The sequence below is a fragment of the Mycolicibacterium septicum DSM 44393 genome, assembly GCF_000455325.1.
Taxonomy (GTDB): Bacteria; Actinomycetota; Actinomycetes; order Mycobacteriales; family Mycobacteriaceae; genus Mycobacterium; species Mycobacterium septicum.
Genome location: NZ_HG322951.1, coordinates 401,516 through 423,751 on the forward strand (window position 1 = coordinate 401,516; position 22,236 = coordinate 423,751).

General features: G+C 67.8%; 21 protein-coding genes. 15 read left to right on the top strand and 6 right to left on the bottom strand.

All coding sequences use genetic code 11. The annotated features are described in order from the left end of the window. Nucleotides 1-191: 191 nt before the first annotated feature. On the bottom strand, nucleotides 192-614 hold the full coding sequence (locus TX88_RS01975) for a DUF5318 domain-containing protein (protein ID WP_036443617.1): 423 nt from the start codon (nucleotides 612-614) through the stop codon (nucleotides 192-194). Between the two features lie 69 nt (nucleotides 615-683). Here TX88_RS01975 and TX88_RS01980 point away from each other — a divergent pair, with 69 nt between their 5' ends. From TX88_RS01980 to TX88_RS02025, 10 genes are all read left to right on the top strand, one after another. Further along, complete coding sequence (locus TX88_RS01980) at nucleotides 684-1,556, top strand: DUF1707 SHOCT-like domain-containing protein (RefSeq protein ID WP_084621760.1); 873 nt, start codon at nucleotides 684-686, stop codon at nucleotides 1,554-1,556. A gap of 220 nt (nucleotides 1,557-1,776) precedes the next feature. Continuing rightward, on the top strand, nucleotides 1,777-2,322 hold the full coding sequence (locus TX88_RS01985; RefSeq protein ID WP_044519009.1) for a PadR family transcriptional regulator: 546 nt from the start codon (nucleotides 1,777-1,779) through the stop codon (nucleotides 2,320-2,322). A gap of 57 nt (nucleotides 2,323-2,379) precedes the next feature. Then, nucleotides 2,380-3,471 carry an inositol-3-phosphate synthase gene (locus tag TX88_RS01990; protein ID WP_044514262.1) on the top strand — a complete coding sequence of 364 codons (1,092 nt, stop codon included), beginning with the start codon at nucleotides 2,380-2,382 and terminating at the stop codon, nucleotides 3,469-3,471. A 90-nt stretch (nucleotides 3,472-3,561) separates the two neighbouring features. After that, a complete protein-coding gene (locus TX88_RS01995; protein ID WP_044514264.1) occupies nucleotides 3,562-4,464 on the top strand; it encodes an Rv0045c family esterase in 903 nt (300 codons plus the stop codon). Between the two features lie 23 nt (nucleotides 4,465-4,487). Further along, complete coding sequence (locus TX88_RS02000) at nucleotides 4,488-6,056, top strand: GMC family oxidoreductase (RefSeq protein ID WP_044514266.1); 1,569 nt, start codon at nucleotides 4,488-4,490, stop codon at nucleotides 6,054-6,056. 14 nt (nucleotides 6,057-6,070) lie between these two features. Continuing rightward, nucleotides 6,071-6,877: an LLM class F420-dependent oxidoreductase gene (locus TX88_RS02005; RefSeq protein ID WP_084621761.1), complete on the top strand. Its 807-nt coding sequence runs from the start codon at nucleotides 6,071-6,073 to the stop codon at nucleotides 6,875-6,877. A 103-nt stretch (nucleotides 6,878-6,980) separates the two neighbouring features. Beyond that, nucleotides 6,981-7,646: a GntR family transcriptional regulator gene (locus TX88_RS02010; RefSeq protein ID WP_044514270.1), complete on the top strand. Its 666-nt coding sequence runs from the start codon at nucleotides 6,981-6,983 to the stop codon at nucleotides 7,644-7,646. Between the two features lie 45 nt (nucleotides 7,647-7,691). Then, nucleotides 7,692-9,464, top strand: a complete 1,773-nt coding sequence (locus tag TX88_RS02015) for an ABC transporter substrate-binding protein/permease (protein WP_044514271.1) — start codon at nucleotides 7,692-7,694, stop codon at nucleotides 9,462-9,464. Further along, entirely contained in the window at nucleotides 9,464-10,201 is a 738-nt protein-coding gene (locus TX88_RS02020) for an amino acid ABC transporter ATP-binding protein (protein WP_044514273.1), read from the top strand. Before TX88_RS02015 ends, TX88_RS02020 begins: the two co-directional genes overlap by 1 nt. A gap of 76 nt (nucleotides 10,202-10,277) precedes the next feature. Next, a complete protein-coding gene (locus tag TX88_RS02025; protein ID WP_044514275.1) occupies nucleotides 10,278-10,760 on the top strand; it encodes a MarR family winged helix-turn-helix transcriptional regulator in 483 nt (160 codons plus the stop codon). A 5-nt stretch (nucleotides 10,761-10,765) separates the two neighbouring features. Here the strand turns inward: TX88_RS02025 and ggh are convergent, their stop codons facing one another. Beyond that, nucleotides 10,766-12,106, bottom strand: a complete 1,341-nt coding sequence (ggh, locus tag TX88_RS02030) for a glucosylglycerate hydrolase (RefSeq protein WP_044519010.1) — start codon at nucleotides 12,104-12,106, stop codon at nucleotides 10,766-10,768. 77 nt (nucleotides 12,107-12,183) lie between these two features. Here ggh and TX88_RS02035 point away from each other — a divergent pair, with 77 nt between their 5' ends. Then, complete coding sequence (locus TX88_RS02035) at nucleotides 12,184-12,867, top strand: SDR family oxidoreductase (protein ID WP_044514276.1); 684 nt, start codon at nucleotides 12,184-12,186, stop codon at nucleotides 12,865-12,867. A gap of 48 nt (nucleotides 12,868-12,915) precedes the next feature. On the opposite strand, the gene leuS is transcribed toward TX88_RS02035, so the two are convergent. Further along, entirely contained in the window at nucleotides 12,916-15,810 is a 2,895-nt protein-coding gene (gene leuS / locus TX88_RS02040) for a leucine--tRNA ligase (RefSeq protein ID WP_409365841.1), read from the bottom strand. A 210-nt stretch (nucleotides 15,811-16,020) separates the two neighbouring features. Here leuS and TX88_RS02045 point away from each other — a divergent pair, with 210 nt between their 5' ends. Further along, nucleotides 16,021-16,932, top strand: coding sequence for an LpqN/LpqT family lipoprotein (locus TX88_RS02045; protein ID WP_044514278.1), 912 nt, complete (start codon nucleotides 16,021-16,023; stop codon nucleotides 16,930-16,932). Nucleotides 16,933-16,990: 58 nt separating this feature from the next. Beyond that, nucleotides 16,991-17,341, top strand: a complete 351-nt coding sequence (locus TX88_RS02050; RefSeq protein WP_044514280.1) for a hypothetical protein — start codon at nucleotides 16,991-16,993, stop codon at nucleotides 17,339-17,341. Between the two features lie 34 nt (nucleotides 17,342-17,375). Here the strand turns inward: TX88_RS02050 and TX88_RS02055 are convergent, their stop codons facing one another. After that, complete coding sequence (locus TX88_RS02055) at nucleotides 17,376-17,981, bottom strand: YqgE/AlgH family protein (RefSeq protein WP_044514282.1); 606 nt, start codon at nucleotides 17,979-17,981, stop codon at nucleotides 17,376-17,378. A gap of 89 nt (nucleotides 17,982-18,070) precedes the next feature. On the opposite strand from TX88_RS02055, the gene TX88_RS02060 reads away from it, so the two are divergent. Both TX88_RS02060 and TX88_RS02065 read left to right on the top strand, forming a co-directional pair. Beyond that, nucleotides 18,071-19,354 carry an MFS transporter gene (locus TX88_RS02060; RefSeq protein ID WP_044514283.1) on the top strand — a complete coding sequence of 428 codons (1,284 nt, stop codon included), beginning with the start codon at nucleotides 18,071-18,073 and terminating at the stop codon, nucleotides 19,352-19,354. Nucleotides 19,355-19,377: 23 nt separating this feature from the next. After that, on the top strand, nucleotides 19,378-20,154 hold the full coding sequence (locus TX88_RS02065; RefSeq protein ID WP_044514285.1) for a TIGR03084 family metal-binding protein: 777 nt from the start codon (nucleotides 19,378-19,380) through the stop codon (nucleotides 20,152-20,154). Between the two features lie 80 nt (nucleotides 20,155-20,234). On the opposite strand, the gene TX88_RS02070 is transcribed toward TX88_RS02065, so the two are convergent. Beyond that, nucleotides 20,235-20,726, bottom strand: coding sequence for a hypothetical protein (locus TX88_RS02070; protein ID WP_044514287.1), 492 nt, complete (start codon nucleotides 20,724-20,726; stop codon nucleotides 20,235-20,237). Between the two features lie 18 nt (nucleotides 20,727-20,744). Beyond that, on the bottom strand, nucleotides 20,745-22,202 hold the full coding sequence (locus TX88_RS02075) for a CCA tRNA nucleotidyltransferase (RefSeq protein ID WP_044514288.1): 1,458 nt from the start codon (nucleotides 22,200-22,202) through the stop codon (nucleotides 20,745-20,747). Nucleotides 22,203-22,236 lie beyond the last annotated feature (34 nt).

Here is a 22,236-nt window from a genome sequence, read left to right on the forward strand (position 1 = left end):
TGGGACCGTTCTCGCGGGCCGGGGGGCGGTTCTCCCGCACCGGCGGCTTGTCCAACATCGGGGGCTTCTCCCGCGCGGGCGGGTTCTCCCGCACCGGAGGCTTCTCCCGTGCAGGCGGCCGATTTTCGCGCGCACCGAGGCGGTCAGCCGCATTACGGATGTCGTTGGCTGACCGGCTGTGGCGCCCTTCGCTATTCACTGGCCGTACGCGCCGACTTGCGCGTGCCTCGAGTGCCACGTGCCTTCGGCGGCCGAGGCGCGCCCAGGACATATGACTTGACCAAATGATTCCAACTGCAGGTGCGGCATACCTCAACCACATGGACTGCGAACTCGTCGTAACGAGTTGCCAACATCACCAGCTCCTCCGCGGTGCGCGCTGAACCCGACACCGGGCCCAGATGATCACCGAATACCCACGACACCAGCGTGAGCTGCTCTTTACGGCAGATCGGACACATCACCGAACTCTGCTTGCCGTGAAACTTTGCCGCGCGCAGCAGGTACGGGTTGGCGTCACAGACCTCCGAGACGCCGGTGCGTCCCGAATAGACCTCAGCCAGCAGGGACCGCCGCCGAAGCGCGTAGTCCACCACCTGTCTCTGCAATCGCACGATGACCAGAGTACGTCGACCCCCTACACACCGAGGCGCGACCGCGTCACAGCTCTTACGATCATCGGCGTGGCAACTCGGCAGACCTCGACGACCCGGGCCAAAGACAGCGATCGCAACGACACCTGCAAAGTGCTCGACAACGCGCTCGGTGAGGGCCAGTTGTCCATGGAAGAGCACCGTCAGCGGGTGTCGGCGGCCACCAACGCCACGACCCTGGGGGATCTCGCCCGCCTGGTCGAAGATCTGCAGAACGCGGACGCGCCTGTGCAGTTGCCGACGCTGGTCAAGCCCCGCGTGCCCCGTGTCGGCAAGCCCGCCGGCTCCGGCTGGGGGCTGCGGATCGCCTCGGCCGTGGTGCTGGTCCTGCTCGGCATGGGGATCGGCTGGGGTGTGTACGGAAACACCTCCTCGCCGCTGAGCTTCAACCCCGACCCGGGCGCCGTGCCCGACGGCATCGACCCGGTGGTGCTGACCCCGCCGACGCAGCTGCAATCGCTCAACGGGGTCAAGGGACTGCTCGAGCAGATGCGCCAGAAGTTCGGCAACACAATGGGTTTCGAGCTGCACATCGATCCGGACTCGGCCCTGCTCTACCGCGCGGACCCACAGGACAGCCGCAAGAAGGTCTACTACCGCTACACCGGCGGCTGGGGTGATCCCAGCACCGATCCGCGCAATGTCGAGAAGGACGATCGCCTCGTCGACCTCGCGGCATTCGATTACGAGAAGGTCCTCGGGATCATGCGGGGCGCCCCCGACACGCTCAACACCAAACGTGCCGACGTGAAGAGCACGTGGTTGCGCCTCACGCCGTCCGAAGATCCGTCGACGCCTGAGGCCATCAACATCGACGTCATCGTCAGCAGCGATTTCGGCGGCGGGACCATCAACCTCTACCCCGACGGCACCGTCAAGGGGATGTACCGCAACAACGGGTGAGCCGACCCGGCCGCTGAGCTGCCGTCGCCCCTTCCGGACCGGCATCAGCGCTGTTCAGGCTGCCTTCGTCACGCCGGCGTGACGCTCGAGCCCGGCAGCCACCCCTGCGTGAATATCGCCATTCACTTGGCGCCAAATATATCGGCGCGATACAGTTTGGCGAGGTGTTGATCCGTCGTAGCGATCAATTCCATCTGATCTGTCGAAAGGGGTGATCTTGATGCTTGAGCTCGCAGTTCTTGGCCTCTTGCTCGAGTCACCCATGCACGGCTATGAGCTGCGCAAGCGATTGACGGGTCTGTTGGGGGCGTTCAGAGCGTTCTCGTACGGCTCGCTCTACCCGGCATTACGTCGCATGCAGGCTGACGGCCTGATCGTCGAGGACGCCGCACCCCTGGGACCGACCAAGGTGCGAAGGGCTCGGCGTGTCTACCAACTGACCGATGCCGGCAAGCAGCGATTCACCGAGTTGGTCGCCGACACGGGGCCACAGAACTTCTCCGACGACGGGTTCGGTGTCCACCTCGCCTTCTTCAACCGCACCCCGGCCGAGGCCAGGATGCGAATCCTGGAGGGGCGGCGGCGTCAGGTGGAGGAACGCCGGGAAGGTCTGCGCGAAGCCGTGGCGCGGGCCAGCAGTTCGTTCGACCGGTACACCCGTCAGCTGCACCAGCTGGGCCTGGAGTCCAGCGAACGAGAAGTCAAATGGCTCAACGAGTTGATCGCGGCCGAACGTTCGGCGCAGGGACGCTCGGAAAACACATGAGCACTGCCCCGCACATGGCCCAAGGCCGAGCACACAGAACGAGTAAGGAGATCGTCCATGTCTGAGCACGCAGGAGAAATCCGGGTCGCCATTGTCGGCGTCGGTAACTGCGCATCGTCCCTGGTCCAGGGCGTGCAGTACTACCACAACGCCGACGAGAACACGACCGTGCCGGGCCTGATGCACGTGAAGTTCGGCCCGTACCACGTTCGTGACGTGAAGTTCGTGGCCGCGTTCGACGTGGACGCCAAGAAGGTCGGCTTCGACCTCTCCGAGGCCATCTTCGCCTCCGAGAACAACACCATCAAGATCGCCGACGTGCCGCCGACCAACGTGACGGTGCAGCGCGGCCCGACCCTCGACGGCATCGGCAAGTACTACGCCGACACCATCGAGATCTCCGACTTCGAGCCCGTCGACGTGGTCAAGGCGCTCAAGGACGCCAAGGTCGACGTGCTGGTCTCGTACCTGCCGGTCGGCTCCGAAGAGGCCGACAAGTTCTACGCCCAGTGCGCCATCGACGCCGGCGTGGCCTTCGTCAACGCGCTTCCGGTGTTCATCGCCTCCGATCCGGTGTGGGCCAAGAAGTTCGAGGACGCCGGTGTCCCGATCGTCGGCGACGACATCAAGAGCCAGGTCGGCGCCACCATCACCCACCGCGTCATGGCCAAGCTGTTCGAGGATCGCGGCGTCACGCTGGACCGCACCTACCAGCTCAACGTCGGCGGCAACATGGACTTCCTGAACATGCTGGAGCGCTCGCGCCTGGAGTCCAAGAAGGTCTCCAAGACCCAGGCCGTCACCTCCAACCTGACCGGCTCGCTGGCCGGCAAGGTCGAGGACAAGAACGTCCACATCGGCCCGTCCGACCACGTCGCGTGGCTCGACGACCGCAAGTGGGCCTACGTGCGCCTGGAAGGCCGCGCCTTCGGTGACGTGCCGCTGAACCTGGAGTACAAGCTCGAGGTGTGGGACTCGCCGAACTCGGCCGGCGTCATCATCGACGCGGTGCGCGCCGCCAAGATCGCCAAGGACCGCGGCATCGGCGGCCCCATCGAGGCGGCCTCGGCCTACCTGATGAAGAGCCCGCCCAAGCAGATCGCCGACGATGTCGCGCGCGTCGAGCTGGAGACCTTCATCGAGGGCTAGTTCTCTTCTCTTTCACTCTGCGCTCAGGGCGTGTGCTTCTCGCACAATTACGCCCTGGGCGCAGAGTCGTTTACGGGTTAGGGTCCCGGTGTGGCCAACCCCCAGATCTCCGATGACGAACTACTCGGGCTTGACGAGTTCGGCCTGCTGCACGAGAACGCCGAACAGATCGGCGCGAGTGGCCCGTTGCCTGCGGTCGAGCGCATCGAGCACGGGCCGGTCAGCGCGCTGAAGTTCGGCACCGACGCCCCGCGGATCGTGTTCCTGCACGGCGGCGGGCAGAACGCCCACACCTGGGACACCGTGATCCTCGGCCTCGGCGAACCCGCACTGGCCGTCGACCTGCCCGGCCACGGCCGTTCGGACTGGCGCGAGGACGGCGACTACGGGCCGAAACTCAATGCGGTCAGCCTGATTCCGGTCCTCGAGAAGTATGCGGGCACGCCACGACTGGTGGTCGGCATGTCACTGGGCGGCCTGACCGCGCTGCGGATCGCGGCCACCGAACCCCGGCTGGTCCCCGAACTCGCACTCGTCGACGTCACCCCGTCGGCACCCGAACGGCACAACGAGATGACCAAAGCCCAGATGGGCACCGTCGCCCTGGTTCAGGAGCACCGCACCTTCCCGACGTTCCAGGCCATGCTCGACCTGACTGTCGCCGCAGCCCCCAACCGGGATCCGAAGTCGTTGCGGCGCGGCGTCTTCCACAATTCCAAACAACTCGAGGACGGCACCTGGACCTGGCGTTACGACTCGTTCCGCAAGGGAGACGGGTTCGAGGGCCTGTGGGACGACGTGCCCTCGATCACCATGCCCACCACCCTGATCCGCGGCGCCAACTCGTTCTTCGTCAACGACGAGGATGCCGACACCTTCGCCCGCTCTGCGCCCGGCTTCCGGCGCACCCACGTCGTGGCCGACTCAGGGCACTCCGTCCAGGGCGATCAGCCGGCCAAGCTGGTCGAGATACTGCGCGGTCTTCTGGGCTGACCCGAAGCCGCGCGGACAACAGCATGACGGAATACGACTTCATCGTGATCGGAGCCGGTTCGGCGGGTTGCGCTGTGGCAGCGCGCCTCGCCGAACGCCTCCCGGAGCGCACGGTACTGCTGCTGGAGGCAGGCGGATCCGACCGCAAGCTGGCCGTGCAGGCGCCGCTGGCCTACGGATCTCAGATCGGTGGTTCCACCGACTGGGGTTACGTCGCCGAGCCGGAACCGAACCTCATGGGCCGGGCCATCCCCCAGCCGCGTGGCCGCGTCCTCGGCGGCACCAGTTCCATGAACGCCATGGTGTGGGTCCGTGGCACCCGGTCCGACTACGACGATTGGCAGCTGCCCGGATGGTCCTGGGATGACGTCGCCCCGGTGTTCCGCCGTATCGAATCCCACTATCTCGGCGGCCCCGACCACGGCACCGACGGCCCGGTGCGCGTCACCCGCGCCGCCAACCCCGACGACACCTCGACCCGGTTCGTGGCCGCGGCCCGGGCCACCGGAGTGGCCGCCAACGAGGACGTCGGCGGCCCCGATCTAGACGGCGCCGCGATCTCACCGGTGACGGTATGGCAGGGCCGGCGGTTCAACACCGCCCGCGCCTACCTGAAACCGGCCCGGCACCAGTCCAACCTAACGGTGCTCACCGGCACGCTCGTGCAGCGGATCGTCCTCGAGGGCGGACGGGCCGTGGCCGTCCAGTACACCCGCCGCGGCGCTGACAAGATCGTCCGGGCCAGACGCGAGATCGTGCTCAGCGCAGGGGCATTCGGTACCCCGCAGCTACTACAGCTGTCGGGTATCGGGCCCGCCGAGCACCTGCGCACGGTGGGGATCAACCCGCTGATCGACAGCCCGAATGTCGGCAGCAACCTCACCGATCATCCGGCGACCTTCATGAACTGGGAGTTGGCGCCCGGGTTCCGCGGCCTGGCCGACGCAACGAATCCCCGTTGGCTGCTGCAGTGGCTGTTCCGTCGCACCGGCATCCTGGCCAGCAATCTGATGGAGGCGGTCGCCCACATCCGCACCGCACCGGAACTCGGCGCCCCGGACTTCCAGCTCATCTTCGCGCCCATGTACGCGAGCGGATTCGACGTCGACCGCTACCCGCGGCCCGCGATCAGCATCCTGCAGTCCCTGTGGACACCGGCCAGCCGCGGCAGCGTGCTGGTCCGCTCCGCCGATCCCGGTACCGCTCCGGCCATCCGGCTCAACACCTTCGACGATGACGCCGATCTCGAGGCGTTCGTACGCGCGGTGCGCCGCACCCGCGAGATCGTCGCGACGGCACCGCTCGCCGAGGCCGTCACCGCCGAGATCAACCCCGGCCCCCGGGTTCACAGCAACGACGAATTGCGTCGCTGGATCCGCGGGAATGTCTGCGTGACAGGGCACCCGGCGGGCACGGCGGCCATGGGGTCCGGCGACGACAGCGTGCTGGACGAGAAGCTGCGAGTACGTGGGGTTTCAGGACTGCGGGTGGCCGACGCGTCCGCGCTGCCCCGCATACCGCGGGCCAACACCAACGCTCCGGCCATCATGATCGGCGACCGCTGTGCCGAGTTCATCGAGCAGACCGCGTGAGTAGGCTCGGAAATGTGAGCCATCCCATACGCATCGGTGTGCAACTGCAACCGCAGCACTCCCCCACGTACAGCCATATCCGCGACGCGGTGCGCCGCTGTGAGGACATCGGCGTCGACATCGCCTTCAACTGGGACCACTTCTTCCCGCTGTACGGCGATCCCGACGGCGCGCACTACGAATGTTGGACGATGCTGGGCGCCTGGGCCGAGCAGACCTCGCGGATCGAGATCGGCGCACTGGTCAGTTGCAACTCCTACCGCAACCCCGAACTGCTGGCCGACATGGCCCGCACCGTCGACCACATCTCCGACGGCCGGCTCATCCTTGGCATCGGAAGCGGTTGGAAACAAAAGGATTACGACGAGTACGGGTACGAATTCGGCACCGCGGGCAGCCGGCTGGACGACCTGGCCCAAGCACTGCCGCGCATCGAGGCCCGCTTGGCCAAGCTCAACCCGGCGCCCACCCGGGAGATCCCGATCCTGATCGGCGGCCAGGGCGAACGCAAGACCCTGCGCCTGGTGGCCGAACATGCCCACATCTGGCATGCCTTCGTCGACCGCAACACCTACCCCGGTAAGGCAGCGGTACTCGCCGAGCACTGCTCCGCCACCGGCCGCGATCCGTCCACCGTGCAGCGCTCGGCCGGAGTCCAGGAGACCGGCGGGATCGACGCCATGCTCGCCGAGGCCGACGCGCTGGCCGACCTGGGGGTCAGCATCGTCACCGTCGGCGTCAACGGACCGGACTACGACCTCACCGCTGCCGAGGCGCTGTGCCGCTGGCGCGACGGACGTCGCGCAAAGTTCAGCGGGTGAGCTGAGGCCACTCGCATCACCCTTTGAAGCCACCCGTGAGAAACTGGCGCAACAACAACGCACGGGGGGTGTGCGTCCCGACTCAAAGGGGGAGTAAACAAGGGTGCCGAAAAACTACGGCGTCAAGGAGAAGGACCAGGTAGTCACGCACATCATCAATCTGGTGATGACGGGCAAGCTGCGCTCCGGCGACCGCATCGACCGCAACGAGATCGTCCGTGACCTCGGGCTCAGCCGCGTTCCGATCCAGGAAGCGGTGGTCCAGCTCGAGCACGACGGAATTCTCTCCACGCGGTACCACCGCGGCGCCTTCGTCTCCCGATTCGACGAGGCGACCGTGGCCGAGCACCACGAGCTGTACGGGATCCTCAACGGCATCGCCTCGGCTCGCTGCGCCACAAACCCCACACCACGCATCATCGGCGATCTCGAAGACGCGTTGCGCGTGATGCGTTCAGCAAAGGACACCAAGACCTTCCAGGAAGCCTGCTGGGTGTTCCGCGACTCGATCAACGACGAGTATGCCGGACCCCGCCTGCACGCCACCATCCGTGCCGGCAAGAGCTTCGCGCCCTCGGAGTTCTGGATCAGTTACCCGAAGGCCAAGGCCGACTTTCTCGCCGGCTACGAAGAGGAGACCGCCGCCATTCGCGGCCGTGATCCCGAGACCGCCCGGAAGGCCTGCACCGAGCGCGCCGACCGAATGGCGGAGATCATGATCGCCGAGCTCACCCGACGCGGAGTGCTCGGCGACTTGCGGTCCCCTTGATCGGAATCCCTCATCACCTGGCGTACGCCCACTAGGTTGCAACAGATGTACGCCAGACGATCGGCCGCGCTGCTGACCACGGTCCTGATCCTGCTCGGGCTGGTGTGGGCAGCACCGGCCGGCGCGGACGTCGACCAGTGCGCTCCTCCCGGAGTGGACAGCGCCAGCGCGCTGCCCACCAACCTGGCGGCCGCGGCCACCGGGCCCGGCGCCGACAAATACACCACCGCCAACGTCGCCCCGCTGAACACGATCCGGGCCGAGAACCTCGGCCTGGGGACACCCGGTGTGCTCACCGTCGGCACGCTGTCGGACGCACCGCCCAGCATCTGTATCAACTCGGCCGGACAGTTCACCGGGTTCGACAACGAGCTCCTACGGGCCATCGCCGACAAGCTTGGCCTGCGGGTCAACTTCGTCGGCACCGACTTCTCCGGACTGCTGGCCCAGACCGCCTCCCGGCGCTTCGACGTGGCGTCCTCGTCGATCACCACCACCGACGCCCGCAGACGCACCGTCGGCTTCACCAACGGCTACGACTTCGGTTACTTCTCGCTCGTGGTCCCGACCGGCTCACCGATCACCGGATTCGGCCAGCTCGCCCCAGGCCAACGCATCGGGGTGGTGCAGGGCACGGTCCAGGAGGCCTACGTCATCGACACGCTGCACCTGCAGCCGGTGAAGTTCCCCGACTACAACACCGTCTACGCCAGCCTCAAGACCCGCCAGATCGACGCCTGGGTGGCGCCGTCGCAGCAGGCCTCGGGCACGGTGCAGCCCGGTGACCCGGCGCAGATCATCGAAAACACCTTCAGCCTGGACAATTTCGTGGCGTGGGCGGTGGCCAAGGAGAACCTGCCGCTGATCGACGCGCTCAACTCCGGACTGGACGCCGTGATCGCCGACGGCACCTGGGCCCGGCTGTACTCCGACTGGGTGCCGCGGGCACTGCCGCCCGGCTGGAAACCCGGCTCCAAGGCCGCACCCCTTCCCCAACTGCCCGATTTCGCCGCGATCGCCGCAGCCAAGGAGAAACCCGCCGCCGGAGGCCCGGTCGCAGCCAAATCGACACTGGCACAACTGGCGGACTCCTTCCTGGACTGGGATCTCTACAAGCAGGCCGTCCCCGACCTGCTCCGCACGGGCCTACCCAACACGCTCATCCTGACCGTGTGCGCCAGCGTCATCGGGCTGGTGCTCGGGATGGTCCTGGCGGTGGCGGGTATCTCGCGGTCCCGGTGGCTGCGCTGGCCGGCGCGGGTCTACACCGACATCTTCCGCGGGCTGCCCGAAGTGGTGATCATCCTGCTGATCGGGCTGGGCATCGGCCCCGTGGTCGGATCGCTCACCGGCAACAGCCCCTACCCCCTGGGCATCGCGGCGCTCGGGCTGATGGCAGCGGCCTACGTCGGGGAGATCTTCCGCTCCGGTATCCAGAGCGTCGAGCCCGGGCAGCTGGAAGCCTCACGCGCCCTGGGCTTCAGCTACGCCTCGTCGATGCGCCTGGTCGTCGTGCCACAGGGCATCCGGCGCGTGCTGCCTGCGCTGATGAACCAGTTCATCTCGCTGCTCAAGGCCTCGTCGCTGGTGTACTTCCTCGGGTTGGTGGCCAGCCAGCGGGAACTGTTCCAGGTGGGCCGAGATCTCAACGCGCAGACCGGGAATCTGTCACCGCTGGTGGCGGCCGGACTGTTCTATCTGTTGCTGACCATCCCGCTGACCCATCTGGTGAACTTCGTCGACAACCGGCTGCGCAGAGGTCGCCCGCCGGCCGAGGAAGATCCCCTGCCCGCGGCGACCAACCAGGAGATGATCTGATGCCGGCACCACAGCCAGTCGCGCTGGCCGCCAAGGACATCCACCTGTCGTTCGGGCCCAACGCGGTGCTGCGCGGGGTGGATCTGGATGTGCCCGCCGGCACCACGACGGCCATCATCGGCCCGTCCGGCTCCGGGAAATCGACACTGCTGCGCACCCTCAACCGCCTGTACGAACCCGACAGCGGCGACATTCTGCTCGACGGCCGCTCGGTGCTGGCCGACAACCCGGACCGCTTGCGCCAGCGCATCGGCATGGTCTTCCAGCAGTTCAACCTGTTCCCGCACAAGACCGTTCTCGACAACGTCACCCTTGGCCCGCGCAAGCTCAAGGGGCTCAGCCCCGATCACGCCCGCACGTTGGGGCTGGAGCAACTGGAGCGGGTTGGTCTGCGGCACAAGGCCGATGTGCGTCCGATCACGCTGTCGGGCGGTCAGCAGCAACGCGTGGCGATCGCGCGGGCGCTCGCCATGGCGCCGGAGGTGATGTTCTTCGACGAGGCCACCTCGGCGTTGGACCCCGAGCTCGTCAAGGGAATCCTGGAGTTGATCGCCGAGCTGGCCGCCGAGGGGATGACGATCCTGGCAGTCACCCACGAGATGGGATTCGCCCGTTCCACCGCCGACGCGGTGGTCTTCATGGATCACGGCAGAGTGGTCGAGTCGGGTGCCCCCGACCAGATCTTCGAAGCCGCCGAGACAGATCGCCTGCGCCGCTTCCTGTCGCAGGTCCTGTGAGGGCAACGGGAAAGCCCAGCGCCAAACCCCACAAGCTGCCGACCTGGCAGCCTCAGACAGGTTAGACTAGCGAATTATGGTGGAGCCCGATTCACAGGTCACAGAGCTGGCCGGGGAGCTGCAACGCGTTCTCTCCAAGGTGTTCTCGGTGCTGCGCCGCGGCGATACCAACAAGGGCACGGCCGGAGAGCTCACGCTGGCCCAGCTCTCGATCCTGCTCACCCTGCTCGACCAGGGCCCGATCCGGATGACCGAACTGGCCGCCCGCGAGCGCGTCCGCACCCCGACCACCACCGTGGCAATCCGCCGGCTGGAGAAGCTGGGCCTGGTCAAGCGGTCCCGCGACCCCTCCGACCTGCGTGCCGTCCTCGTCGAGGTCACCCCGCGCGGACTGGTGCAGCACCGCGAATCGCTGGCCGCGCGTCGGGCCGACCTGGCCGCCCGGTTGGCCAACCTGAGCCCGGAGGACCTCACCACCCTCGCCACCGCACTGGCCCCGCTGGAGCGGCTGGCCAGCCAGAGCGAGCAGACCCAGCCCGCTCACGCCAAGTCGGAGTAACCCGGCTATCCCAACCAGTCCAGCACCGCCGCGGCGGTCCACGACTGCTGCATGCTGCCGAGCGGCTCGCCGGTGAACGGTTCGTAGTACTCAGCGAAAGTCCCGTCGCTGGCCTGGCGCAAGCCCTCCCGACGTAGCGTCGAGGCGCGCTCGGCCCAGCCGCGCCGGGCGAAGCACCACGAGAACAGCCAGGTCATCACCGGCCACACCGGGCCACGCCAGTACTCACGCGAGCGGAAATCCCGCGACACCGGCGAGGTCGACGGGATGAGCCCATACCGCAGGTCCGGATGTCCACAGAAGCGCGGACCTTCCAGCAGCCGCAGCAGTGCGCGTTCCCGCTCGTGCGGCAGCCCGCCGCACAGCAGCGGGGCGAACTGCGCGACCGTCTCGGTGGCCACCCACTTCTTCGCGCGGACGTCGTAATCCCTTGCCGCACCGCTACGTTCATCGGTGGTCTCGACCACCCCGACCCGGAAGCGCTCCGCCCAGGAGTACAGATCGCGGACATCGGCATTCGGGCGCTTGTAATCCTCCCCGATCTCGGCGAGCACCTGGCAGGCCACCGAGAAGATCGCGGAGACGAACACGTCCTCGACCGCGAAGCTCATCACCTTGGGGAGCAGATCATCGTCGTAGCGAACGGATTTCATCTCCTCGAGCAGCCACAGATACCGGTCGTACTCGAGGTCGCTGGGCCGCTGCGTGGCGTCGGTGATGATCGCGTTGTCCTCACGCTGATACTCCGGCACGCTGCCGGGAACCACGTTGGCGTAGGCGCTGTCCCAGCGCGGCGAGTTGTCCATCCCGGACTCCCACCCGTGATACAGCGTGATGCGGCCGCGGCCATCCTGATCCCGCGTCTCGGCCAGCCAGCGGTGCCAGCGCACCAGGTCCGCCCACCGCCGATCCAGGAAGCTCGCCGCCACCGCCCGGGTGGACCGGCCGCGGCTGCGCGCATGGTCGAGGATGCGCTGCACCGCGATCGCGTGCACCGGCGGCTGCGTGATGCCGGAGGTGTGGCGGACCCGCGGCGCATTGGCCGCCAGGGCCGACGTGGCCCATCTGGCCGGGCCGGGAAAGTAGCCGTCGACGCCGTTCGCGAACACGATGTGCGGGATCATCCCGTTGCGCCACTGCGCCGAGAGCAGGGTGTCGAGCTCCACCACAGCGCGCTCGACGCTGAGCGGGGCGAGCCCGATCGAGACGAACGCCGCGTCCCAGCTCCACATGTGCGGATACAGCAACGGCGCGGCAGTGGTCATCACACCCAGGTCGTTGCCGCGTAACAGGTACGCGGCTCGCGCGGCGAGCTGGGTGGGAGCGAAGCTGGGGTCCGGTGGCATCCCTACCATGATGCGTCGCCGCGCCCCGGTCCGCAGGTCGGCCCCGTGCTGTCGAGCGTCACAGTAACGTTGCAGTCGTGCCGTCTGCATTGATCACCGGAGCCGCTGGCGGCATCGGTTCGGCCATCGCCGCCGCCCTTGCCCCCACCCACACGCTGTTTCTGGCCGGGCGTCCGTCGGCCCGCCTCGATGCGCTCGCCGAACGTCTCGGCGCGCCCACCTGGCCGCTGGACCTGACCGATGCCGATTCGATCGAATCGGCCACCGAGGTGCTCGCCGAGCTCGATGTGCTGGTGCACAACGCAGGCGTCCTCTACCCGGGCCGGGTCTCAGAATCCATCGCCGAACAGTGGCGGGCATCCTTCGAGGTCAACGTCACCGGCGCGGTGGCGCTCACCCTGGCCCTGCTGCCGGCACTGCGGGCCGCCCGCGGCCATGTCGTTTTCATCAACTCCGGTGCCGGGCAGAAGGTTTCACCGGGGATGGCGTCCTACTCGGCAAGCAAGTTCGCGTTGCGGGCGTTCGCCGACTCGCTGCGCGCCGACGAACCGTCGTTGCGGGTCACCTCGATCTTCCCCGGACGAACCGACACCGAGATGCAACGCGACCTGGTGGCTTATGAAAGCGCTGTGACCGACGGGTCCGGGGAATACGACCCGGCGAAATTCCTCAAGCCCGAGACGGTCGCCGGGCTGGTGGCGACGGCTGTCACCACCCCGCCCGACGGTCACGTACACGAAATCGTGGTCCGCCCAGGGTGATTTGTGCACCTCGCGTAACGCTCACCGTTACCGGAGGTGCACAAATCACTAGACGACGAGGTTGACCAGCCGGCCGGGCACCACGATCACCTTCTTGGGTGTGGCGCCGTCCAGGAAGGCCTGCACCTTCTCGTCGGCCAGCGCCGCGGCCTCCAGCGCCGCCTTGTCTGCATCGGCGGCGACGGTGATCTTGCCGCGCACCTTGCCGTTGACCTGAACCGGGAACTCGATGGTGTCGTCCACCAGGTACTGCGGATCGGCCACCGGGAACGGCCCGTGTGCCAGCGGAGTGTCGTGGCCCAACCGCTTCCACAGCTCCTCGGCCAGGTGCGGGGCCAACGGGGCCACCATCAGCACCAGCGGTTCGATCGCGGCGCGGGCCGCCACCCCCGCCTTGGTCAGGTGGTTGGTGTACTCGATCAGCTTGGCTGCCGCGGTGTTGTTGCGAAGCGCCGCAAAGTCTTCGGTCACCCCGGCAATCGTGCGGTGCAGGATCTTCAAGGTGTCGGTGTCGAGTGCCTCATGGGCGCCGACGCGCTCGGTACCGGTTTCCTCGTCGACGACCGCGCGCCACACCCGCTGCAGGAACCGGTACGCACCGACGACGTCCTTGGGCGCCCAAGGACGCGATGCCTCGATCGGGCCCATCGACATCTCGTAGACCCGCAGGGTGTCCGCACCGTACTCGTCGCAGATCTCGTCGGGTGAGACGGAGTTCTTCAGGCTCTTGCCGATCTTGCCGAACTCCTGATTGACCTCTATTTCCCCGTCGGGGCCGGGCCAGAAGAACTTCCCTTCGCGCTCAACGACTTCGGCCGCAGGTACATAGCTCCCGCGGGCGTCGGTGTAGGCGAAGGCCTGGATGTAGCCCTGGTTGACCAGGCGCCGGAACGGCTCGCTCGAGCTGACGAAGCCGAGGTCGAAGAGCACCTTGTGCCAGAACCGCGAGTACAGCAGGTGCAGCACCGCATGCTCGACTCCGCCGACGTACAAGTCGACGCCGCCGGGATCATTCGGCCCGTGCTCGGCCGGGCGCGGGCCCATCCAGTAGGCCTCGTTCTCCTTGGCGCACAGCTCTTCCGAATTGAGCGGGTCGGTGTAGCGCAGCTCGTACCAGGAGCTGCCCGCCCACTGCGGCATCACGTTGGTGTCACGGGTGTAAGTCTGCAGCCCGTCACCGAGATCCAGCTCGACATGCACCCACTCGGTGGCCTTGCCCAGCGGCGGCGACGGTTCACTGTCGGCGTCATCGGGGTCGAACGACACCGGCGAGTAGTCCGGGATGTCCGGAAGTTCGACCGGCAGAGCCGATTCCGGCAGTGCGTGGGCGCGGCCCTGGGCGTCGTAGACGATCGGGAACGGCTCGCCCCAGTACCGCTGCCGGGCGAACAGCCAGTCCCGCAGCCGGTACTCGATCCGGGCGCGGCCGCGGCCGTCGGCCTCCAGGTGTTTGATGACGACGTCCTTGGCCTCGGCCACCGACAGCCCGTTCAGGTAGTCGGAGTTGACCATGGTGCCGTCACCGTTGTAGGCCGCCTCGGTGATGTCGCCACCGGCGACCACCTCGATGATGGGCAGGCCGAACTCTCCTGCGAAGTCCCAGTCCCGCTGGTCGCCACCGGGCACCGCCATGATGGCGCCGGTTCCGTAACCGGCCAGCACGTAATCGGCGATGAACACCGGAACCTGCTGTCCGTTCACGGGATTGGTGGCATAGGCGCCGAGGAACACACCAGTCTTGGTCTTGTTCTCCTGACGCTCCAGATCCGACTTGGCAGCGATCCCGGCCCGGTAGGAGGCGACGGCCTCGGCGGGCGTCGCCGCACCGAAGGTCCACCGCGAATCGGTGCCCTCGGGCCAGGCGTCGCCGACCAGCGCATCCACCAGATCGTGTTCAGGAGCCAGCACCAGGTAGGTGGCGCCGAACAGGGTGTCCGGGCGGGTGGTGAACACCTCGACATCACCTGCCGCGGTACCGAATTCGACTGACGCGCCGGTGGACCGGCCGATCCAGTTGCGCTGCATGCTCTTGACCTTGTCGGGCCAGTCCAGCACTTCCAGGTCGTCGAGCAGCCGGTCCGAGTAGGCGGTGATACGCATCATCCACTGCCGCAGGCGCTTCCGGAAGACCGGGAAGTTGCCGCGGTCGCTGCGGCCGTCGGCGGTGACTTCCTCGTTGGCCAGCACGGTGCCCAGGCCCGGGCACCAGTTCACCATCGAGTCGGCGCGGTACACCAGCCGGTAGCCGTCGACCACATCGGCGCGCTCGGTCGCCGACAGCTCGGCCCATGCCCTGCCGTCATCCAGGGTCCTTGCCCCGGAATCGAATTCGGCGACGAGCTCGGCGATGGGCCTGGCCTTCTTGGCTGCGGTATCGAACCAGGCGTTGTAGATCTGCAGGAAGATCCACTGCGTCCACTTGTAGAAGTCGACATCGGTGGTGGCGAAGCTGCGCCGCGAGTCGTGGCCCAGCCCGAGACGGCCCAACTGCCTGCGGAAGTTGACGATGTTGGCCTCGGTCCGGGTGCGCGGGTGCGTTCCGGTCTGCACGGCGTACTGCTCGGCGGGCAGGCCGAACGCGTCGAAGCCCAGCGCGTGCAGCACGTTGCGTCCGGTCATCCGGTAGTACCGGGCGTAGACGTCGGTGGCGATGTAACCCAGCGGGTGCCCGACGTGCAGGCCGTCACCGGACGGGTACGGGAACATGTCCTGGACGAACATCTTGTCGGCGGGCACCGCCGAGCCGTCCTGCGGTGCCAGCGAGCCCACCGGATTGGCCACGTTGAACGTGCCGAGGTCCGACCAGGTCTGCTGCCAGGTGCGTTCGATCTGGCCCGCCAGTTCCGCGGTGTAGCGGTGCTGCGGGGTGTCTTCCCCCGCACGCGAGGAGGACAAATCACCTTCTGAAGGCCCTGGCTGGGACGTGGTGGCGGGTTCGATCACGACGTTCAGGGTATAAGGCCACGGTTTGAGCAGCTCACCGCCCGTCTGACGCTTCCGTTGGCCACGGCTTGGTATCGGTTGCGTCGCGGCTCTGTCAGGGGTTGATTCCAGGTCGGTTGAGTTGCTGGTGGCGGGCGGTGACCCGTGGATAGTCTCGGCCTCTGGTGCAGGTTGCCCTGGTAAGGGCACGGTTTGCGGAGGGAACGAGTGATGATGGAGTTGGCCCGCCGGTGGCGGTTGCTGGCAGCAGGCACGGCCGTCGGAGTGGCCGGGGTCGTCGGCCTTGCCGGTCAGCCCGCGGCAGCCGAACCCCTTGTTCCGGCGCCTGTCGTTCCCGGCCCGGTGACGGTGACCCAAACCGTCACGGTCGCCCCCGCCGCCGCTCCGGTTGCTCCCGCGCCGGCGGCCCCAGGCGTCCCGGGTGGGGCCGTCGCCCCGGGTGCGGCAGCCAATGCCGTACCCGCCGTCGCGGCACCGGCCCCGCCGGCGCAGACCATCACCCCCGCCACGTCCGGCACCTTCGCCGAGTTCTTCAAGAGCAAGGGCGTGAAGATGGAGCCGCAGGCCAGCCACGACTTCAAGGCGCTCAGCATCGTCCTGCCGCTGCCGGCGGGCTGGACCAAGGTGCCCGACCCCAACGTGCCCGACGCCTTCGCGGTGATCGCCGACCGCGCCAGCACCGACCTGTACACCCCCAACGCACAGGTTGTGGTCTACAAGCTCGTCGGCAGTTTCGATCCGGCCGAAGCGGCGAGCCACGGCTTCGTCGACACCCAGCAGTTGCAGAACTGGCGTCCGACCGACATGGCCATGGGCGACTTCAACGGCTTCCCGTCAGCTTTCATCGAAGGTAGCTATCTGTCGGGCAGCCAGATGCTCAACACCTCACGCAGGCACATCCTGGCCACCGCGGGACCGGACCACTACCTGGTGTCGCTGTCGGTGAACTCCTCGGCCGCCAACCAGGGTGTTTCCGCGGCTGCCGACGCCGCCGACGCGATCGTTTCCGGCTTCAAGGTCAGCGCTCCGGCCCCGGCGGCCCCCGCGCCGCCAGCTACCCCGGCCGCTCCCGCAGCGGCCCCGGCGCCGGGTTTGCCCCAGCTCCTGGGCCTGCAGGGCTGAATCACCAGGGCCCTCCCCGACCTCGCTTTCCCGACCGGCGCCTCGTATTGTGTGGCGCATGCTGATCGCCGCGCTGCTGTGCCTGAGCGCCGCCGTCATCGTCGGTGTGTTCGGGCTGTGGTTGTTGACCAGGCCTCGTACCGGTGATCCCGTGCGCTCGGTCTTGAGGGCTGTTGCCCCGACCCAACTGGCCGCCGCGGTGATGCTCGCCGCCGGTGGAGCCGCCGCCCTGGCCGCCGCGCCCCACACCGGCCTGATGGTCGTCATGGTGTGCATCATCGGGGCCGTCGCGACCGTGGCCGCCGGCTGCTGGCAGAGCGCCAAGGCCGTCGCGGCAGCGGAGGCCGGTTCGGCTTCCGGTGCGGGCTGTGCCGGCTCGTGTGCCAGCTGCACGTTGTCCTGCAAGTGACGGACTGCAAGTACGCGGACCGCGACGAGTCCCGCTAGTTGCGGCTCACGTCGATCGGATGGGTCGCCAGTAGCGACATCGGCAGCGGCTGACGACGCAGTACCCGGCCCCACAGGTCGATCCGCGGCTCGATCAGCACGTCCGACGGCAGCGCCGAGAGCACGATCCAGTCGTCGCGTTCGATCTCGCCGTCCAGCTGACCGATGGTCCAGCCGGAGTACCCGGCGAATATCCGCACACCTTCGATGACCGGGGCCAGCGTGTCCGGGTCGGCGTCGAGGTCGACCATCACCACCCGGCCCTGCACGTGCCGCAGCCCGGGAACACCCTCGGCCTGCATGCCGACCCGCAGCGTCGCCAGGCACAGCGCCGAGTCCCGCTTGACCGGACCGCCGATGAACATGGTCTTGGGTTTGTGGGTGAGCTTCGCCCACTGCGGCAGCACGTTGTAGACCGCTGTCTCACTGGGCCGGTTCAGCACGACACCGAGGGTTCCGCCGGCGTTGTGCTCGACGATGTAGATGACGCTGCGCCGGAACGTCGGCTCCAGCAGATCGGTATTGGCCAGCAGCAGCGTGCCCGGTCGTACCCGGTGCGCCGCAGGCGCGATGAAATCCTCCGGATCTTCTGAGTGCGCCACGCCCTACATCATGGCACCGCAACTGCCCAGAGGTGGCGAACAAGCCCGGGCGCGGTCGGATTTCGGCTCAGCTTTGTACTGTTGATCGGGTGATTCATGCGCGTGCTCCCCGTGCCCTCTGGCACTCGTTGCGCGGCATGACCGAATTCCGCAGGCTGCTGGAGTTACGCGCGGTCAGCCAGTTCGGCGACGGGCTCTTCCAGGCCGGTCTGGCCGGCGCGATCCTGTTCAACCCGGAGCGCCAGGCCGAGCCGTGGCAGATCGCCGCCGCGTTCGCGGTGATGTTCCTGCCGTACTCGGTGCTGGGCCCGTTCGCCGGGGCCCTGCTGGACCGCTGGGACCGGCGCCTGGTGCTGATCGGGGCCAACCTGGGCCGGCTGGTGGTGGTGCTGCTCGTGGCTGCTCTGCTGGCCTTCGGCACCGGCGATCTGCCGATCCTGTGCTGCGCGCTGATCGTCAACGGGTTGACCCGGTTCGTCTCGTCGGGCCTTTCGGCCTCGCTGCCCGATGTGGTGCCGGCCGACCGTGTGATCACGATGAACTCGGTGGCCACCGCGGTCGGCGCACTGGCCGCGTTCCTCGGAGCCGACTTCATGCTCGTGCCGCGCAAGGTGTTCGGCGCCGACGACACCGGTGCCTCGGTGGTCATGCTGATCGTGGCGGTCCCGGTGGCGTTGGCGCTGTGGTTGTCGGTGCGCTTCGGTCCGCATGTGCTGGGCCCGCACGAGAGCAAGCGCACCATCCACGGCTCGGTGGCGTATGCGGTGGCCACCGGCTGGGTGCACGGTGCCCGCACGGTGTGGGCGGTGCCGCCCGTCGCCAGCACCCTGGCCGGGCTGGCCGCGCACCGGATGGCGTTCGGGATCAACTCGCTGCTGGTGCTGGTGATCGTCCGGCACAGCGACAACCCCGATGTGACCGGACTGGGTCTGGGCACCGCGGTGCTGTTCATGGCCGCCGGCGGCATCGGGCAGTTCACGGCGACGGTCGCCGCTCCGGCGGTGATCGGCCGGTTCGGGCGCTACGCCACCGCCAACGGCGCCCTCGGTTTCGCGGTGGTGATTCAGCTGGCGGCGATCGGACTGCACGTGCCGGTGATGGTGACCTGCGGCCTGTTGCTCGGGGCCGCGGGACAGTTGGTGAAGCTGTGCGCGGATTCGGCGATGCAGATCGACGTCGACGACGCGCTGCGCGGCCACGTCTTCACGGTGCAGGACGCGTTGTTCTGGATCTCGTTCGTCGCGGCGATCTCAGCGGCGGCCGCGGTGATCCCGGCCGACGGGCACTCCCCGGCGCTGGTGGCCGCCGGCGCCGTCGCCTACCTCGTCGGACTCGGTCTGCACGCCGCGGTGGCATCCCCGAAGCGGGTGTGACCCTCCGGTCTAGGCTGATCGCCATGGTGAGCGCCGAGCCGATCGTGGCCGACCTGTCCGCCGAGAGCGACGAACTCGATGCCCTGGTGGCCGACCTTCCGCCCGAGCGCTGGGCCACGGCCACCCCGTCCGAGGGCTGGACCATCGCCCATCAGATCGCCCACCTGCTGTGGACCGATCGGGTGTCGGTCATCGCGATCACCGACCAGTCCGGCTTCGACGCCGTGCTTGCCGAGGCGATGCAGAACCCGACCGGGTTCGTCGACGCCGCGGCCGAGGAACTCGCGCTGACGCCACCGGAGCGACTGCTGGCGGACTGGCGTGAGACGCGTGCGCGGCTGCACACCGAACTCGTGAACGTGGCCGATGGCCGCAAGCTGCCGTGGTTCGGCCCGCCGATGAGCGCGACGTCCATGGCCACCGCCCGCATGATGGAGACCTGGGCCCACGGCCTCGATGTGGCCGACGCCCTCGGAGTCCACCGGCCTGCCACCGCCCGGCTCCGCTCGATTGCCCACATCGGTGTGCGCACAAGGGATTTCGCGTTCACCGTGCACGGACTGACGCCACCCGCCGAGCCGTTCCGGGTCGAGCTGCGCGCGCCCGACGGCACGCTGTGGGAGTGGGGACCCGAGGATGCACAGCAGCGCGTGACGGGTTCGGCCGAGGGCTTCTGCATGCTGGTGACCCAGCGCCGGGCACCTGCCGAACTGGACGTGACCGCGGTCGGTGACGACGCCGCCAAGTGGCTGACTATCGCGCAGGCCTTCGCCGGTCCGCCGGGCGCCGGGCGGGGCTGAAGCGCGAGCGACCCCTCCCGTACGGAATTGGGCGGCGTGTCGCGTACAGACACGGTCGCTCGCGGTGCTGGGAGATGGGATCAGGAGACGGCGTCGGCGCGGCCGTCCCCGTCGGTGTCGGCCAGCTTCATGTCCCACCGCCCGTCGCCGTCGGTGTCGACGTACGCCAGGCCACCGGCCAGCACCCGGTCGGCCAGACCGTCGCCGTCAGCGTCGATCAACCGATCGTCGGTGGCACCGTCACCGTCGAAATCGACCGTCGGTCCCCCGGTCGCCTCGGTCCCGTCCAAGCCGAACCAGCGCACCTGCCCGGACCGGTCCACGCGCACCGCCCAGGTGCCCGAACCGTCGTCGGAGAAATAGCTTTCGGCCTGCCCGTCGTCGTCGGCGTCGAGCACCGCCCGCTCGGCGATACCGTCGCCGTCGAAATCGGCCATCACGTCATCGATACGGCCGTCCCCGTCGAAATCCAGGCCGATACCGTCGGGGCTGCCGTTGCCGTCCACATCCACATCGGGCACACCGGTGACGATGGTCGCGGTCCCGTCGGGATCACCCAGGCAGTAGTCCATGACTGATCAGACGCACGGTCAGCCCCTGGCGTTCCACCATTTCAACAATTCGTCGATGGCCTGCTCGCGGGACAGCGGCCCGTGGTCGAGCCGCAGCTCCTTGAGGTACCGCCAGGCCTCGCCGATCTCCGGGCCCGCCGGGATACCGAGGATCTCCATGATCTCGTTGCCGTCGAGGTCCGGCCGGACCCGCTGCAGATCTTCCTTGGCCGCCAGCTCGGTGATCCGGTTCTCGAGATCGTCGTAATTGGCCTGCAGCCGCGCGGCACGACGCTTGTTGCGGGTGGTGCAGTCGGCGCGAACGAGCTTGTGCAGCCGGCCGAGCAGCGGGCCGGCGTCGGTGACGTAGCGGCGCACCGCCGAGTCGGTCCACTTGCCGGTGCCCTTGTCGTCGGCGTACCCGTGGAACCGCAGATGCAGGTACACCAGCTGCGACACGTCGTCGACCATCTGCTTGGAGTACTTGAGCGCACGCATCCGCTTGCGGGTCATCTTGGCGCCGACCACCTCGTGGTGGTGGAAGCTCACCCCGCCGTCGGATTCGTGCTTGCGGGTCGCGGGCTTGCCGATGTCGTGCAGCAGCGCCGCCCAGCGCAACACCAGGTCCGGACCCTCGTCCTCGAGATCCACCGCCTGGCGCAGCACCGTCAACGAATGCCAGTAGACGTCCTTGTGCTGGTGGTGTTCGTCGATGGCCATCCGCATCTCGCCCACCTCGGGCAGCACCACGTCACCGAGCCCGGTCTGCACCATCAGGTCGACACCGGCCACGGGATCCTTGCCCAGCAGCAGCTTGTCCAGCTCCGCGGCGACTCGCTCGACGGTGATGCGCGCCAACTGCGGGGCCATCTCCAGCAGTGCCTCGAGGACGCGAGGCGCCACCCCGAAGCCGAGCTGCGACACGAACCGGGCCGCCCGCAGCATCCGCAGTGGATCGTCCCCGAACGACACCTGCGGGGCCGACGGGGTATCGAGCACCTTGGCCTGGATGGCCGCCAAACCGCCCAGGGGATCATGGAATTCGGCTGGGCCGTCGGCCGTGATGCGTACCGCCATGGCGTTCGCGGTGAAGTCGCGGCGCACCAGATCGTCATCGAGGTTGTCGCCGAACTCGACGGTCGGATTCCGCGACACCTGGTCATAGCTGTCCGCCCGGAACGTGGTGATCTCCAACCGGTGCTCACCCTTGCCGATACCGACGGTGCCGAAATCGATTCCGGTATCCCACAGCGCGTCGGCCCACGGACGGAGGAACTTCAACATCTGCTCGGGGCGGGCGTCCGTGGTGAAATCGAGATCGCTGTCCTCGGTCAGGCGGCCCAGCAGCGCGTCGCGCACACTGCCACCGACGAGATACAGCTCATGACCCGCCGCAGCGAACACCGCACCGAGCCCACGCAGCACCTCGGCGCGGTGGTTCAACGAGACCAGCGCGCCGGCCAGCAATTCGGCATCAGTAACAACAGCGTCGGACACGTTCGATGAGCCTAATGCTCGCGGTGTGGTCACA

Excerpts from the sequence above, each read along its gene's own strand:
- TX88_RS01985 (WP_044519009.1), top strand. The coding sequence starts at position 1,777 with ATGCTTGAGCTCGCAGTTCTTGGCCTCTTGCTCGAGTCACCCATGCAC.
- TX88_RS01990 (WP_044514262.1), top strand. The coding sequence starts at position 2,380 with ATGTCTGAGCACGCAGGAGAAATCCGGGTCGCCATTGTCGGCGTCGGT.
- TX88_RS02000 (WP_044514266.1), top strand. The coding sequence starts at position 4,488 with ATGACGGAATACGACTTCATCGTGATCGGAGCCGGTTCGGCGGGTTGC.
- TX88_RS02015 (WP_044514271.1), top strand. The coding sequence starts at position 7,692 with ATGTACGCCAGACGATCGGCCGCGCTGCTGACCACGGTCCTGATCCTG.
- TX88_RS02020 (WP_044514273.1), top strand. The coding sequence starts at position 9,464 with ATGCCGGCACCACAGCCAGTCGCGCTGGCCGCCAAGGACATCCACCTG.
- TX88_RS02025 (WP_044514275.1), top strand. The coding sequence starts at position 10,278 with ATGGTGGAGCCCGATTCACAGGTCACAGAGCTGGCCGGGGAGCTGCAA.
- ggh (WP_044519010.1), bottom strand. The coding sequence starts at position 12,106 with ATGCCACCGGACCCCAGCTTCGCTCCCACCCAGCTCGCCGCGCGAGCC.
- TX88_RS02045 (WP_044514278.1), top strand. The coding sequence starts at position 16,021 with ATGATGGAGTTGGCCCGCCGGTGGCGGTTGCTGGCAGCAGGCACGGCC.
- TX88_RS02050 (WP_044514280.1), top strand. The coding sequence starts at position 16,991 with ATGCTGATCGCCGCGCTGCTGTGCCTGAGCGCCGCCGTCATCGTCGGT.
- TX88_RS02065 (WP_044514285.1), top strand. The coding sequence starts at position 19,378 with ATGGTGAGCGCCGAGCCGATCGTGGCCGACCTGTCCGCCGAGAGCGAC.
- TX88_RS02070 (WP_044514287.1), bottom strand. The coding sequence starts at position 20,726 with ATGGACTACTGCCTGGGTGATCCCGACGGGACCGCGACCATCGTCACC.